Below are 13,884 nucleotides of genomic sequence, written 5' to 3' on the forward strand. Positions count from 1 at the left end.
CCTAGTCGTCCCCGCGCGCCGCGCCCTCCGCCCAGCCCAGACGATAGACATGCACCTCGAAGGACGGGTGCATCTCGGCGCCCAGGAGTCCCGGGCGGTAATGCCGGAAGAGCGAGCGCCAATAGGGCTGCACGATTACCCAATCCTCCCGCAGCATCCCCTGCAGCCGCGCCATGACGCGCGACCGCGTCTCGGCATCGGCGATGGCCAGCGCCTCGTCGAGGGCCGCATCGAAATCGGGATTGGCATAGGCGCTTTCGTTCCAGACCGCCCCCGTCCGGTAGGCCAGCGCCATCACCTGCACGCCGAGCGGGCGGTGGTTCCACTCGGTGATCGACAGCGGGAAGTCCTTCCAGTTCGACCAGAAGCGCGAGCCCGGCAGCACCACCTGCCGCGCCTTGATCCCGGCATCGAGCAGAAGCGCCACCACCGCCTCCCCGGTGCGCCGCGCGACCCCGTCATCGAGCGTGACGACCGCGTGCTCCACGTCGATCCGCCCCGCCTGGACAAGCGCCGCGCGGCCCTGCGCGGGATTGAACTCCGCCGGGCCGATATCGGCGAAATCGGGCTGGATCGGCGCCACATGGTGATTGGCCGCGACGCGGCCCCGGTCGCCATAGCCCAGCTCGAGACAGATCGCGTTGTCGATGGCGAGGCTCAGGCCGCGCCGCACGTTGCGGTCGGCGTAAAGCCTCTCGCCGTTCACCTCCGCCGACTGGTTGCCGCGCAGCACCACCGTCGCGGCGGTCACCACCTCGGATTTCTCCCAGCCGAGCGCGTCGGCGGCGTCGATGAACCGCCCGACATTCTCGTAAAGCATGTCGACCCGGCCATCCTCGATCGCCGCCACCCAGGAGGCGGGATCGGTGCCGAGATCGACGAACTCGATCCGGTCGAGCGTGGCGGGCCCGATCTCCGCGACGGCATCGCCCCACCAATCGTGATCGTCCCGGCGCACGAGCACGGCGATGTCGCCCTCGAGAATGAATTCCGGCCTGTAAGGCCCTGTGCCCACGGCATTTTCCGTCATGGTCTCTGGATCGAAGCCGGGCGGGATCACGGCGGCGGGGTAATCCGACAGGCTGACGATCAGCGTCACGTCGGGCTTCGGCAGGGTGATCTCGACCGTCAGCGGGTCGCGCAGGCGCACCGCGTCCTCGCGCAATTGCCGGGTCCCGGGATCGCCGAGGCTCGCGAGGCTCGCGGCCATGACGTTGCCCTCTACCGTGGCGTCGCACCAATAGGCGAACATGCGCGCGACATCCTCGGCGGTGAAGTTGGTGCCGTCGGACCAGCGCACGCCCGGACGGACATGCAGCACATAGGCGGTGGCGTCCGCGTTCACCTCCCAGCTTTCAAGCAGCATGCCGCGCAGGCTGCCGTCGGGCCTCTGCTCGACAAGGTATTCCAGCCAGCCGCGGGTGATATTCGCGATCTCGGGCCAATCATAGGTGCGCGGATCCTTCAGCCGGCGGACATCCTGCTGGATGCGCAGCCGGCCACCCATGGCGCGGGCGGGCTGGGCCGCGGCGGGCTGCGGCAGGCCGAGAGCGCCGAGCATGGCCGCACTGGCCCCGAGCGCCGTCGCGCGGGTCAGGAATTCGCGCCGCGACAGCTGGCCCGCGCGGTATTCCTGGCCAAGGCCGGGCAAGGCGGGATGCGGCGCCCCGCTCATGCGGTATCCCCGCCCGCCAAAGCCGCGCGGCGTAGGCCCGAGGGCGTCTGGCCGGTATGGCTTTGCACGAAGCGGGTGAAATAGGCGGGCGAATGAAAGCCCAGATCGCGCGCGACCTCGGCGATGGGGGGCGTCTTTTGCCCCAGCATCTGCCGCGCGGCGTAAAGCTTGCGCTCGGTGATCATCTCGGCGGCGGTCTTGCCCGACACCGCCTTGCAGACCCGTGTCAGATGCGTGGGGGTGACGTCGAGCGCGCGGGCGTAATCCGCCATCACCCGGTCGGTGCGGTGATCGCGCACCACAAGCTCGGCGAAGCGGTGGGCGAGCCGCTGGCTCGCGCCCTCCTTGGGGCGGTCGGCGGCCCCCGCGGCCACCTGCCGCCGGAGCCAGACCGAGATCAGCGCCAGATGCGCCTCGAGCGCGTCGCGCAAATAAAGCCCGTCGCGGGCGATCTCGCGCTGCATCGCCTCGATTTCGCCGGTCAGCTCGGCCTGGGGCAGGGCGTCGCGGCTGCGCAGATGCAGCGGCCCGCGCTCGGCCAGACGGATCGCGCCGGGCGGGGCCTGAACCACCTGCGCCAGCGCCTGCGGCCCCAGTTCCAGCGCCAGAAGCGTGCCCGCCGGCAGGAAGAGCGCGTTATGGGCGCCGAAGCCGCGTCGGATCCCGGCGATGTTCACCCGGCCCTGGCCGCGGGTGATCCAGATCAGAAGGTCGTCCGCGCGGTCATGCAGGTCCCGCAGGCGCCAGGGCGCGCCCTGGGTGAAGCGCGCGGCGTTCTGGCTCAGGATCGGGCGGGGCGCCTCGGTGGCCTCTTGGATGCGGGCGGGTTTGCGCAGGAAGGCGGGGCCATGCATCGCTCAGACCCCCGTGCGAGCGGATCGGGCGGGCCGCGCGGCGGGCGCAGGCGACGCGGGATCGAGCCAGCGCCAGTCGCGCATGTTGGCGCGGAACCAGCTGCGTTGCCGCTTGGCATATTGGCGGGTCTGGATCACCGCGCGGTCTATGGCGTCGTCGAGGGACATCTCGCCCCTAGCATGGGCCACAAGCTCCGCCGCGCCAATGGCTTTCGCCGAGGGAAGCGCGGTTGTGAAGGCATCGGCGTTGCCACGTGCCTCATCCAGGGCACCCGCGGCGATCATCTGCCGAAACCGCGTCTCGATGCGGGGGGTGAGCCAGTCCTTTTCGGCGCCGATCACGAAGGCCTGCACCTCTGCCAGCGGCAGGCGCGGCGGCGGCGTGTCTTCCTGCCAGGCGGCAAGGCCGCGGCCCGTGGCGCGCAGGACCTCCCAGGCGCGCTGGACGCGCATCGGGTTGCGGGTGTCGATCCGCGCGCGGGTCTCCGCGTCGATTTCGGGCAGCAGCGTCTCGAACCCGTCTTCGGCAATCCGCGCCATGGCCGTTGCGCGCACATCGTCCGGCGTCTGAGGAATCTCCGCCAAGCCCTTGGTCAGAGACGTGAAATAGAGCCCCGTACCGCCCACGATGATGGGCCGCGCACCCTTGAGGAAGGGCTCCAGATCGCGCAGCCAGGCGCCCACGGAATAGGGTGTGTCGCCGGGGACGTGACCGTAAAGGGCATGGGGCGCGCGCGCCTCGTCCTCGGGGCCGGGCCGCGCGGTCAGCACGCGCCAATCGGCGAAGACCTGCAGCGCATCGGCGTTGACGATGACGCCGCCCTGCGCCTCGGCGATCTGCAGCGCGAGACCCGACTTGCCGGAGGCGGTCGGCCCCGCGATCAGCACCGGGCGGTCGGGATCAAGCGTCGCGGGATCGGGCATGGGGACGGCTTGGCCTTTCATCCGGCCCGGCATTGTCATCGCGCGGGTTTTCGGACATTGATGCCCCCGATCCTAGACCGCCAGCCGGATGGAGCGCAACATGGCCGACACCGACACCTCCGAGACCACCTTCAAACGCGTCTTGCTGAAGATATCGGGGGAGGCGCTGATGGGCGACCAGGGCTACGGCCTGCATCCGCCCACCGTCGAACGCATCGCTCGCGAAGTGAAATCCGTCCACGACATGGGCGTCGAGATCTGCATGGTGATCGGCGGCGGCAACATCTTCCGCGGCCTTGCGGGCTCCGCGCAGGGCATGGAGCGGACGACCGCCGATTACATGGGCATGCTGGCCACGGTGATGAACGCGCTCGCGATGCAATCGGCTCTCGAGGGGATCGGCGTCTATACCCGGGTGATCTCGGCCATCCGCATGGACGAGGTGGCCGAGCCCTATATCCGCCGCCGCGCCGTGCGCCACCTCGAGAAGAAGCGCGTCTGCATCTTCGCCGCCGGCACCGGCAATCCCTATTTCACCACCGACACGGCGGCCACGCTGCGCGCCAACGAGATGGCCTGCGAGGCGATCTTCAAGGGCACCAAGGTGGACGGGGTCTACGACAAGGATCCGATGGAGCATGACGACGCGGTGCGCTACGAGACGGTCAGCTACGACGATTGCCTCGCCAAGAACCTCAAGGTGATGGACGCCTCGGCCATCGCGCTGGCGCGGGACAACAATCTGCCGATCATCGTCTTCTCGCTGGACGAGCCCGGCGGCTTCAAGGGCATCCTCGCCGGGCGCGGCACATTTACAAGAGTGCAGGGCTGATCCGGCGCGCATGGTCCGGACGGCTATACAGGGCCGCGGCAATTCACTAAAACGACACCAAAATAAAACGGGAAATCAGGCACAAAATGGCTGACGACTTCGAACTGGATACCGACGACCTCACCCGCCGCATGGACGGCGCCATGGCCAACCTGCGCACCGAGTTCGCCTCGCTCAGGACGGGCCGGGCCTCGGCCTCGATGCTGGAGCCGGTGCAGGTGGACGCCTATGGGCAGATGACCCCGATCAACCAGGTGGGCACCGTGAACGTGCCCGAGCCGCGCATGGTCACCATCAACGTCTGGGACAAGGGCCTCGTCGGCAAGGTCGAGAAGGCCATCCGCGAAAGCGGCCTCGGCATCAATCCGCAGCTCAACGGCACGATCATCATGCTGCCGATCCCCGAGCTCAATGAGGAGCGCCGCCGCGAGCTCACCAAGGTCGCGGGGCAATATGCCGAACATGCCCGCGTCTCGATCCGCAACCTGCGCCGCGACGGCATGGACCAGATCAAGAAGGCGAAAGCCGACGGTCTCTCCGAGGACGACCAGAAGTTCTGGGAGACCGAAGTGCAGGAGCTGACCGACACCTACATCAAGAAGGTGGACGAGGCGCTGGAAACCAAACAGCAGGAAATCATGCAGGTCTGATCGCCGCATGCGGCGCTCCCGATGCCTTCGGTGCGCGCCCCTCGCCAAGCCCGCGCAAGTCCGCGAAGGAGAGACGCCATGTCCAAGGCCCCCAATGCCGACGCCGCCCCGCGCCACGTCGCCGTCATCATGGACGGCAATGGCCGCTGGGCGCAACGCCGCGGACGGCCGCGTCTCTTCGGCCACCAGGCGGGCGCCCGCCGGGTGCGCGAAATCGTCGAGGCCTGCCCGGAATGCGGCGTCGAGTATCTGACGATCTTCGCCTTCTCGACTGAGAACTGGAAACGCACGCAGGAAGAGGTGGCGGGGCTGATGAGCCTCTTTCGTCTCTACATCACCCGCGAGGCCCGCGCGCTGCGCGAGAACAACGTGCGGGTGCGCTTCATCGGGGACCGTCCGGGGCTCGACCGCAAGCTGCGCGAGCTCATGGACCAGCTCGAGACGATGACCGCGCATTGCGACGGCACCAACCTCACCATCGCGCTGAATTACGGCGGCCGCGACGAGGTGGCCCGCGCGACCCGGCGCCTCGCGCAGGACGTGGCGGACGGCAAGCTCAAGCCCGAGGATGTCGGCGAGGAGACGCTGCCGCGCTATCTCGACACCTGCCTGCTGCCCGATCCGGATCTGGTGATCCGCACCTCGGGCGAGGCGCGCATCTCGAACTTCCTGCTGTGGCAATCGGCCTATGCGGAGTACGAATTCATCGACACGCTCTGGCCGGACTTCACCGCCGCGGAATTCACCCGGCTCACGCAAGGCTTCGGGCGCCGCGACCGCCGCTTCGGAGCTGTGCCTGCATGAGCCAAGGCGGGACTTGGGGCGATCTTTCCGAACGGATGATCTCGGGCGTCGTGATGGTCGCCGTCGGCATGGCCTGCGTCTGGGCGGGCGGGCTGATCTTCCACATCCTCATCGCGCTGGTCTCGGGCCTGATGGTCTGGGAGCTGGTGCGCATGCTCGATTCCGATCGCGTGCGCACGCCGAAGGTGCTGGCCGCCGCCGCGGGTGCGGCGGTGCTGATCGCGGGCGAGGTCTCGCCGGCCTATGCGATGCCGCTTCTCCTGGCGCCCTCGATGCTGGGCTTCGGCCAGATGACCCGCGGCGGGCCGACCTACGCGGTCTTCGCCGCGCTGATCCTGCTCGCGGGCTACGGCATGATGGTCGTGCGCGACGATTTCGGCCTGATCTGGATGCTCTGGCTGGTACTCGTGGTGGTGGCGACCGACGTCGCGGGCTATTTCGCGGGCCGCCTGATCGGGGGGCCGAAATTCTGGCCCCGCGTCAGCCCCAAGAAGACGTGGTCGGGCACGGTCGCGGGCTGGATCGCCGCGGGTGCATTGGGCGCCTCCTTCGCCGCGATGACCGGCGCCGACATGAGCCTCGTGCCGCTTTCCATCGCCATTTCCATGGCGAGCCAGCTCGGCGACATCGCCGAAAGCGCGATCAAGCGCCGCGCGGGCGTCAAGGACAGCTCGACCCTCATTCCCGGCCATGGCGGCCTGTTCGACCGGTTCGACGGCATGCTGGGCGCGGCCCTGTTCATCCTGATCGTCGGGCAATTGGTGGGCTTTCCCCCGGGCATCGCCTGACATGAGCGGGCGGCGGCGGATCTCCATCCTCGGGGCGACGGGCTCCATCGGGCAGAACACCCTCGACCTCGTGGCGCGGGATCCGGTCGCCTACGAGGTGGTCGCGCTGACCGGCGGGCGCAACGTGGCGCAGCTTGCCGCCGATGCGCGGCGGCTCAAAGCCGGGATTGCCGTGACGGCGCATGACGATCTTCTGGACGATCTGCGCGCGGCGCTTGCGGGCAGCGGCGTGGAGGCCGCGGCGGGTAGCGATGCGCTGACCGAGGCCGCGCGCCGTCCCGCCGACTGGGTGATGTCAGCCATCGTCGGCGCGGCAGGCCTCGCGCCGGGGCTCGCCGCGCTCGAGACCGGCGCGACGCTGGCGCTCGCGAACAAGGAAAGCATGGTCTGCGCGGGCCCTCTCGTGATGGCGACGGCCCGGGCTCATGGCGGGCGCGTCCTGCCCGTGGACAGCGAACATTCCGCGGTCTTCCAGGCGCTCATCGGCGAGGATATCGCGGCGGTCGAGCGGGTCATCATCACCGCCTCGGGCGGGGCGTTCCGCGACTGGCCGCTCGAGAAGCTGGCCACCGCCACACCGGAACAGGCGGCGACGCATCCGAACTGGGACATGGGCCAGCGGATCACCATCGACTCCGCGTCGATGTTCAATAAGGCGCTGGAACTTATTGAAACCAAGGAATTCTTTGGGATCGACCCGGCGCGCATCGAAACCGTCGTGCATCCCGAATCGATGATCCACGCGCTTGTGGGTTTCCGCGATGGTGGGCTCATGGCGCATGTGGGCCCCGCCGATATGCGCCACGCCATCGGCTTCGCGCTGCATTATCCCGAGCGCCGCGCGCTGCCGGTGGAACGGCTCGATCTGGTTGCTCTGGGCCAGTTCACCTTCCGCCCGGCCTCCGAGGAGCGCTGGCCGGCGCTGCGGCTGGCGCGCGCGGTGATGCAGGAGGGCGGGCTTGCGGGCGCGGTGTTCAACGCCGCGAAGGAACGCGCGCTCGACGCCTTCATCGAAAAGCGCATCGGCTTTGTCCGGATGGCCGAGGTCGTGGAGACGGTGCTCGACCGGCTTTCGGCGCAATCGGTCCTTAATGTCGACGCGATTACGCTTGATAAGGTCCGCGAGGCAGACCATCTCGCACGTATGACCGCCGACGTCGTGATGACAGAATAAAAGGGCAGGACATTTGGATTTCGTTTCGCTGATTCCGCAGTTCGGAGGTCTTCTCTGGACCCTCCTGGCCTTCGTCGTGGCCCTTTCGATCATCGTCGCGATCCATGAATACGGCCACTACATCGTCGGGCGCTGGTCGGGGATCCATGCGGATGTCTTCAGCCTCGGCTTCGGCCCGGTGATCTATTCCCGCCACGACAAGCGCGGCACGAAATGGCAGATCGCGCTGTTTCCGCTGGGCGGCTACGTCAAGTTCAAGGGCGACAGCAACGCCTCGGGCGGCAAGGACGAGGCGGCGATGAATGCCCTTCCGGAGGCCGAGCGCCGGCGCACCATGAACGGCGCGCCGCTCTGGGCGCGGGCGGCCACCGTGGCCGCGGGGCCGGTCTTCAACTTCGTGCTGTCGATCCTCGTCTTCACCGCGATCTTCATGGCGCGCGGCACCGTGTCGGAGCCGATCACCGTGGGCGAGCTGCGCGATCTGCCCATTGCGCAGGAATTGCGCGTGGGCGACGAGATCGTGGCGATCGAGGGCACTGCCCCGCCGGGCTTCGACGAGGCCGAGGCCTTCGATGCCTTCCTCGACGCGCTGCCCGAACATGAAAGCCTCGATTACACCGTGCTGCGCGACGGCGCCGAGACGGTGGTCGCGGGGCCTTACGTCTATCCGCCCATCGCCACGCAGGTCGTGCCGCGCTCGGCGGCGGATGACGCGGGCTTCCGGCCCGGCGACGTGATCCGCACCATCGACGGCGCGCCGATCTTCGCCTTCGACCAGCTGCGCGAGCGGGTGGAAGGCTCCGACGGGGCCTCGCTCGACCTGACGATCTGGCGCGATGGCGAGATCGTCGAGACCACGCTGACCCCGCGCCGCACCGACGAGCCGCAGCCCGACAATTCCTTCCGCACCGTCTACCGGATCGGCATCGTCGGCGGTTTGTTCTTCGAACCCGCAACCGAGACGCCCGGCGTGATCGACGCCTTCACCTCCGGGGTGAGCCAGACCGGCGCGATCATCCAGGGCTCGATCTCGGGCATGTGGCACATGATCACCGGGGCGATCTCCACCTGCAACCTCTCGGGCCCCATCGGCATCGCCGAGACCTCGGGCGCGATGGCGAGCCAGGGCACCACGAACTTCATCTGGTTCATCGCGGTCCTGTCCACGGCGGTGGGGTTGCTGAATCTCTTTCCGATCCCGGTGCTCGATGGCGGGCATCTGTGCTTTTACGCCTATGAGGCGGTGCGCGGGAAGCCGCCCAGCGACCGCGCGCTCCGGGTGCTGATGTCCGTGGGCCTCGTGGTGATCCTGTCGGTGATGGTGCTGGGGCTGACCAACGACCTGTTCTGCCCGTAACCGGGACAGCCCCGAAGCAGAACGGGACGGGGACCCCGGCCGGCAAACCGGCGCCCGGTGCCGCCACATCGTCATTGGCCCGCCCAATTTCGGTCGCATTCCGCCCTTACTGCAGGGGCTGACGAAATCTATTTCGCCAAGGGTGAGGCCATGCAGACCATTGAACGAGGATACCGCGGACTGGAACTTCTCTGGAACCTGAACTGGGACCGGATACTCTATGTCTGCACGATCATTTTCGCCCTCTCATTCGGCGCTTTCCTGGGCTCGCTCTGAGCCTGTCGAGAAAGGCCGTGCGGCCTTTTGACAAGGTGTTCCAATCCCGATACTGACAATTCCGAGGGATGTCTGAAGGAATTGGCGGAATGTCGAAAACGGCTGTCGCGCGCCCCTGTTTGTCGGCGCTCAACGGGTTTGCGAAACGCAGCGCTATCGCGGTCTTTTCGCTGACTTCCGCCGTGGCGCTGGGGACGGTGCCGACGCCGGTCGTGGCCCAGACCTTCGTGTTCAACGATGTCCGGATCGAGGGCGCCCAGCGGATCGAGCCGGGCACCATCCTGTCCTATGCGGGCATCGCCCGCGGCCAGACGGTTTCGGCCTCAGAGCTGAACGACGCCTTCCAGAACATCCAGAATTCCGGCCTGTTCGAATCCGTCGAGATCGTGCCGCAGGGCAGCACGCTCATCATCCGGGTGGTGGAATATCCCACGATCAACCGGATCGCCATCGAGGGCAATCGCCGCATCGAGGACGAGGATCTCGAGCCGTTGCTGCAATCGCAGTCGCGCCGCGTCTACAGCCCCTCGACCGCCGAGGCCGACGCCAACCTGATCGCCGAGGCCTATATCCAGCAGGGCCGCATCGCGGCGCGCGTCCAGCCCCGCCTTATCCGCCGCTCCGACAACCGCGTCGACCTCGTGTTCGAGGTGTTCGAGGGCGGCGTCGCCGAGGTCGAGCGGATCGCCTTCGTCGGCAACCAGAAATTCACCGACCGGCGTCTGCGCCGGGTGCTCGAGACCAAGCAGGCGGGCCTTCTGCGCGCGATCATCACGCGCGACACCTTCATCGCCGACCGCATCCAGTTCGACCGCCAGCTGCTCGAGGATTTCTATTCCTCGCGCGGCTACGTGGATTTCCGCATCACCGGCACCAACGCCGAGCTCGCGGCCGAGCGGGACGGCTATTTCGTGACCTTCAATGTCGAGGAAGGTCAGCAATTCCGCTTCGGCGACATCACCGTGACCTCCGATCTGGCCGAGGTCGACATCGCCGCGTTCGAGCGCGCCGTATCGGTGCGGCCCGGCAAGGTCTACGCGCCGCAGCTCGTCGACCGCGACATCGAACGGCTGGAACGCCGCGCGGTCGAGGAAGGGCTCGATTTCATCCGCGTCGAGCCGCGCGTCACCCGCAACGACCGCGCGCTGACGCTCGATGTGGAATACGTCCTGACCCGCGGTCCGCGCATCTTCGTCGAACGCATCGACATCGAGGGCAACACCACCACCCTCGACCGCGTGGTGCGCCGCCAGTTCGAGACCGTGGAGGGCGATCCCTTCAATCCGCGCGAGATCCGCAACGCCGCCGAACGCATCCGCGCGCTCGGTTTCTTCGCGGATGCGGAGGTCAACGCCCGCGAAGGATCCACGCCGCAGCAGGTCATCGTCGATGTCGACGTGGAGGAACAGCCCACTGGCTCGATCTCCATCGGCGGCAGCTACTCCACCTCGACGGGTTTCGGCCTCAACCTGTCTTTCTCCGAGCGGAATTTCATCGGTCGCGGTCAGCAGTTGAGCCTCGGTCTGACCACCAGCGAGGACAGCAACCGCTATTCGTTCAACTTCGTCGAACCGGCGCTTCTGGGCCGCGACCTCGCCTTCGGCATCGGGCTGAGCTATTCCAACACCGAACGCCAGAACGCCGATTACAACACCGAGTCGGGCACCTTCTCGCCTTCGCTGACCTTCCCGATCTCCGATAACGGGCGGCTGCAGCTGCGCTACACGCTGGAATATACCGACCTCACGCTGCCCGACGAATCCGATGTCGGCGGGATCGTGACCGCCGAGGCGGGGCAGGGCGCGCTCTACCAAAGCTCCATCGGCTACCGCTTCAGCTACGACACCCGCCGCACCGGGCTCGACCCCGATGCGGGCGTGCTGCTCGAATTCGGCCAGGACTTCGGCGGCGTCGGCGGCGACACGACCTTTGTGCGCACCAATGTCCGCGCGGTGGCGCAGCGGCTGGCCTTCTCCGAAGAGGTGACGCTGCGCGCGATCTTCGAGGGCGGTGCGCTCAACTATACCGGCGATGAGGGCAGCCGCGTCACCGACCGCTTTTTCCTCGGCTCCAGCCTGATGCGCGGCTTCGAGCCGGGCGGCATCGGCCCGCGCGAACGCGGTCCGGGCTTCGACGATGCGCTCGGCGGCAATTACTTCGCCGTGGCCCGTTTCGAGGCGGAATTCCCGCTCGGCCTGCCCGAGGAATACGGCATCAGCGGCGGCATGTTCTATGACGTGGGCTCGCTCTGGGGGCTCGACGACAGCGATGCGGCCACCGGCGAGGTGCTGTTCGAAGACGGCTCCCTGCGCCAGGTTGTGGGCCTGTCGCTGTTCTGGACCACGCCGCTCGGCCCGCTGCGCTTCAACTTCTCCGAAGCCCTGCAGCGCGAGGACGAGGACAAGGAACAGAATTTCGAGCTGACGATCTCGACCGACTTCTGATGCGGACCCGCGCCGGGATAGCGACCGGTCTCGCCGCGTTCGGCCTCGCGCTGGCGCTCTGGACCGGCGGCGCGACGCCTGCCGCCGCACAGGAGGCGCGACCGGCCCCGGCGCAATCCGAGGCGCCGCGCCAGATCGTCCGCTCGCCGATCCTGACCCTCGAATCCGAACGGCTCTTCGTCGACAGCGCGCTCGGCCAGCGCCTCATCGCCGAGATCGAGGCGGCGGGTCAGGCCCTGTCGGCCGAGAATCGCCGCATCGAGACCGAGCTCACCGAAGAAGAGCGCCGGCTGACCGCGCTGCGCGCCGAAACCGCCCCGGCCGAGTTCCGCGATCTTGCCGATGCCTTCGACGACCGCGTTCAGGCCCTGCGCCAGAGCCAGGATGCCAAGGCCCGCGAGCTGGCCAATCGCGGCGACCGGGTGCGCCGGGACTTCTTCAACGCGGTCCAGCCCGTCCTGACCGAGATCCTGCGCGAGGCGGGCGCGGCCCTGATCATCGAGCGGGCGAATGTGCTGCTCAGCGCCAATGCGATCGACATCACCGATCTGGCCATTGCCCGCGTCGATGCCCGGATCGGGGACGGCGCCGACGTGATGCCCGGTGAGGGCGCGGGCGCGGAGGATCCGGAGGCGGCGCCGGATGCCGCGGTCCCGGATGCCGGGGACGGCGCGGACGGCAGCCCGCTTTTCGACATGGGCGATCCGCAGGCCGGCACCGACGACCGCCCCTAGGGCGCGGCGCCGCGCGCAGCGCTTGCACCGCGCCGCGCCGGTTGCTACCCACCTTGGACCGCCCGCATCCTGCCCCGCGCCGTCTGCGCTGCCCGGATGTGCCAGCCGAGAGGAAGACCATGTCCGACGATCTGAAACGCGCCGATATCCAGCTCATCCAGCGCATCCTGCCGCATCGCTACCCGTTCCTGCTGGTGGACCGGGTCGAAGAGATCGACGGCACCGCCTCGGCGCTCGGCATCAAGAACGTCACCATGAACGAGCCGCATTTCCAGGGCCATTTTCCCGGCACGCCGATCATGCCCGGCGTCACCATCGTCGAGGCGATGGCCCAGACCGCGGGCGTGATGGTCGGCGTCGCGCTCGATCTCGCGGACAAGGAAATGCTGATCTATTTCATGGGTATCGACGGCTGCAAGTTCCGCCGCAAGGTGATCCCCGGCGACCAGCTCCAGATGCGGCTCGAGACGCTGCGCGGAAAGCCCGGCGGCAAGGTGTGGAAGTTCAAGGGCACCGCGACCGTCGATGGCGAAATGGCCGCCGAAGCCGAGTTCACCGCGATGATGGATCTGTCGAAGTGAGCGATACCGCCCCGCGCATTCACCCCTCGGCCTTCGTCGAGGAGGGCGCCGAGATCGGCCCCGGCTGCGAGATCGGCGCCTTCTGCCATATCGGCCCCGAGGTGCGGCTGGGCCCCGGCAACGTGCTGAAAAGCCACGTGGTCCTGACCGGCGACACCCGGATCGGCGCGGACAACACCTTCTTTTCCTTCTGCGTGATCGGCGAGATCCCGCAGGACAAGAAGTTCAAGGGCGAGAAGACCAAGCTCGAGATCGGCGACCGCAACCGCATCCGCGAACATGTCACCATCAATGCGGGCACCGAGGGCGGCGGCGGCGTCACCCGGCTCGGCAACGATTGCCTCATCATGGCGGGTGCGCATGTGGCCCATGACGTGGTCGTGGGCAACAACGTGATCCTGGTGAACAATTCGGCCCTCGCGGGGCATTGCGTGATCCATGACGACGTGATCGTCGGCGGCCTCTCGGGTGTGCATCAATTCGTGCGCATCGGGCGCGGCGCCATCATCGGGGCCGTGACCATGGTGACCAACGACGTCATTCCCTACGGCCTCGTGCAGGCGCCGCGCGGGGTGCTCGACGGGCTCAACCTCGTCGGGCTGAAGCGCCGCGGCGTGGCGCGCAGCGACATCACCGCCCTGCGCGCGGCCTTCCAGATGCTGGCCCAGGGCGAGGGCGCCTTTGCCGATCGCGCCCGCCGTCTCGGCGAGGAAACCGAAAGCGACTACGTGCGCGAGATCGTGGAGTTCATCACGAGCGCCACGGATCGCCACTTCCTCACCCCGGGCTGA

Annotated in this window: 14 protein-coding genes; 11 read left to right on the plus strand and 3 right to left on the minus strand. The window is 67.8% G+C overall.

From position 1 onward, the window contains the following. Nucleotide 1 precedes the first annotated feature (1 nt). Genes BW990_RS08335 through miaA form a run of 3 tightly spaced genes read right to left on the minus strand, consistent with a single transcriptional unit; the run spans nt 2 to nt 3,453 of the window. Nucleotides 2-1,675, minus strand: a complete 1,674-nt coding sequence (locus tag BW990_RS08335) for an ABC transporter substrate-binding protein (RefSeq protein ID WP_076446928.1) — start codon at nt 1,673-1,675, stop codon at nt 2-4. Next, entirely contained in the window at nt 1,672-2,529 is an 858-nt protein-coding gene (locus BW990_RS08340; protein ID WP_083950521.1) for a helix-turn-helix domain-containing protein, read from the minus strand. Before BW990_RS08340 ends, BW990_RS08335 begins: the two co-directional genes overlap by 4 nt. 3 nt (nt 2,530-2,532) lie before the next feature. After that, complete coding sequence (gene miaA, locus BW990_RS08345) at nt 2,533-3,453, minus strand: tRNA (adenosine(37)-N6)-dimethylallyltransferase MiaA (RefSeq protein WP_076446930.1); 921 nt, start codon at nt 3,451-3,453, stop codon at nt 2,533-2,535. Between the two features lie 100 nt (nt 3,454-3,553). On the opposite strand from miaA, the gene pyrH reads away from it, so the two are divergent. The 11 genes from pyrH (at nt 3,554) to lpxA (ending at nt 13,884) form a co-directional block, all read left to right on the plus strand. Continuing rightward, complete coding sequence (gene pyrH / locus BW990_RS08350) at nt 3,554-4,285, plus strand: UMP kinase (protein ID WP_407690128.1); 732 nt, start codon at nt 3,554-3,556, stop codon at nt 4,283-4,285. A gap of 86 nt (nt 4,286-4,371) precedes the next feature. Further along, complete coding sequence (gene frr / locus BW990_RS08355) at nt 4,372-4,935, plus strand: ribosome recycling factor (protein WP_076446935.1); 564 nt, start codon at nt 4,372-4,374, stop codon at nt 4,933-4,935. A gap of 78 nt (nt 4,936-5,013) precedes the next feature. After that, nucleotides 5,014-5,739, plus strand: coding sequence for a polyprenyl diphosphate synthase (gene uppS, locus BW990_RS08360; RefSeq protein ID WP_076446938.1), 726 nt, complete (start codon nt 5,014-5,016; stop codon nt 5,737-5,739). Continuing rightward, entirely contained in the window at nt 5,736-6,527 is a 792-nt protein-coding gene (locus BW990_RS08365) for a phosphatidate cytidylyltransferase (protein WP_076446941.1), read from the plus strand. Before uppS ends, BW990_RS08365 begins: the two co-directional genes overlap by 4 nt. A 1-nt stretch (nt 6,528) precedes the next feature. After that, on the plus strand, nt 6,529-7,701 hold the full coding sequence (gene dxr, locus BW990_RS08370; protein WP_076446943.1) for a 1-deoxy-D-xylulose-5-phosphate reductoisomerase: 1,173 nt from the start codon (nt 6,529-6,531) through the stop codon (nt 7,699-7,701). Between the two features lie 13 nt (nt 7,702-7,714). Continuing rightward, on the plus strand, nt 7,715-9,058 hold the full coding sequence (rseP, locus tag BW990_RS08375) for an RIP metalloprotease RseP (protein WP_076446945.1): 1,344 nt from the start codon (nt 7,715-7,717) through the stop codon (nt 9,056-9,058). A gap of 150 nt (nt 9,059-9,208) precedes the next feature. Beyond that, the gene (locus BW990_RS22445) at nt 9,209-9,334 is read left to right on the plus strand and encodes a hypothetical protein (RefSeq protein ID WP_268794330.1); all 126 of its coding nucleotides are present in this window, start codon (nt 9,209-9,211) and stop codon (nt 9,332-9,334) included. A gap of 89 nt (nt 9,335-9,423) precedes the next feature. Further along, on the plus strand, nt 9,424-11,778 hold the full coding sequence (gene bamA, locus BW990_RS08380) for an outer membrane protein assembly factor BamA (RefSeq protein ID WP_143526120.1): 2,355 nt from the start codon (nt 9,424-9,426) through the stop codon (nt 11,776-11,778). Continuing rightward, on the plus strand, nt 11,778-12,512 hold the full coding sequence (locus BW990_RS08385) for an OmpH/Skp family outer membrane protein (RefSeq protein ID WP_076446949.1): 735 nt from the start codon (nt 11,778-11,780) through the stop codon (nt 12,510-12,512). The genes bamA and BW990_RS08385 overlap by 1 nt, the downstream gene beginning before the upstream one ends. Nucleotides 12,513-12,631: 119 nt before the next feature. Beyond that, a complete protein-coding gene (fabZ, locus tag BW990_RS08390; protein WP_076446951.1) occupies nt 12,632-13,093 on the plus strand; it encodes a 3-hydroxyacyl-ACP dehydratase FabZ in 462 nt (153 codons plus the stop codon). Then, nucleotides 13,090-13,884 (plus strand): acyl-ACP--UDP-N-acetylglucosamine O-acyltransferase, encoded by a 795-nt coding sequence (lpxA, locus tag BW990_RS08395; RefSeq protein WP_076446953.1) that lies wholly within the window; start codon nt 13,090-13,092, stop codon nt 13,882-13,884. Before fabZ ends, lpxA begins: the two co-directional genes overlap by 4 nt.

The organism is Roseivivax lentus, from assembly GCF_900156805.1.
In the GTDB taxonomy this organism is placed as follows: domain Bacteria; phylum Pseudomonadota; class Alphaproteobacteria; order Rhodobacterales; family Rhodobacteraceae; genus Roseivivax; species Roseivivax lentus.

Bases quoted from the DNA above. Each gene is read 5' to 3' on its own strand.
- BW990_RS08335 (WP_076446928.1), bottom strand. From the start codon at position 1,675: ATGAGCGGGGCGCCGCATCCCGCCTTGCCCGGCCTTGGCCAGGAATAC.
- BW990_RS22445 (WP_268794330.1), top strand. From the start codon at position 9,209: ATGCAGACCATTGAACGAGGATACCGCGGACTGGAACTTCTCTGGAAC.
- bamA (WP_143526120.1), top strand. From the start codon at position 9,424: ATGTCGAAAACGGCTGTCGCGCGCCCCTGTTTGTCGGCGCTCAACGGG.
- miaA (WP_076446930.1), bottom strand. From the start codon at position 3,453: ATGCCCGATCCCGCGACGCTTGATCCCGACCGCCCGGTGCTGATCGCG.
- pyrH (WP_407690128.1), top strand. From the start codon at position 3,554: ATGGCCGACACCGACACCTCCGAGACCACCTTCAAACGCGTCTTGCTG.
- BW990_RS08365 (WP_076446941.1), top strand. From the start codon at position 5,736: ATGAGCCAAGGCGGGACTTGGGGCGATCTTTCCGAACGGATGATCTCG.
- uppS (WP_076446938.1), top strand. From the start codon at position 5,014: ATGTCCAAGGCCCCCAATGCCGACGCCGCCCCGCGCCACGTCGCCGTC.
- BW990_RS08385 (WP_076446949.1), top strand. From the start codon at position 11,778: ATGCGGACCCGCGCCGGGATAGCGACCGGTCTCGCCGCGTTCGGCCTC.
- BW990_RS08340 (WP_083950521.1), bottom strand. From the start codon at position 2,529: ATGCATGGCCCCGCCTTCCTGCGCAAACCCGCCCGCATCCAAGAGGCC.
- fabZ (WP_076446951.1), top strand. From the start codon at position 12,632: ATGTCCGACGATCTGAAACGCGCCGATATCCAGCTCATCCAGCGCATC.
- frr (WP_076446935.1), top strand. From the start codon at position 4,372: ATGGCTGACGACTTCGAACTGGATACCGACGACCTCACCCGCCGCATG.
- dxr (WP_076446943.1), top strand. From the start codon at position 6,529: ATGAGCGGGCGGCGGCGGATCTCCATCCTCGGGGCGACGGGCTCCATC.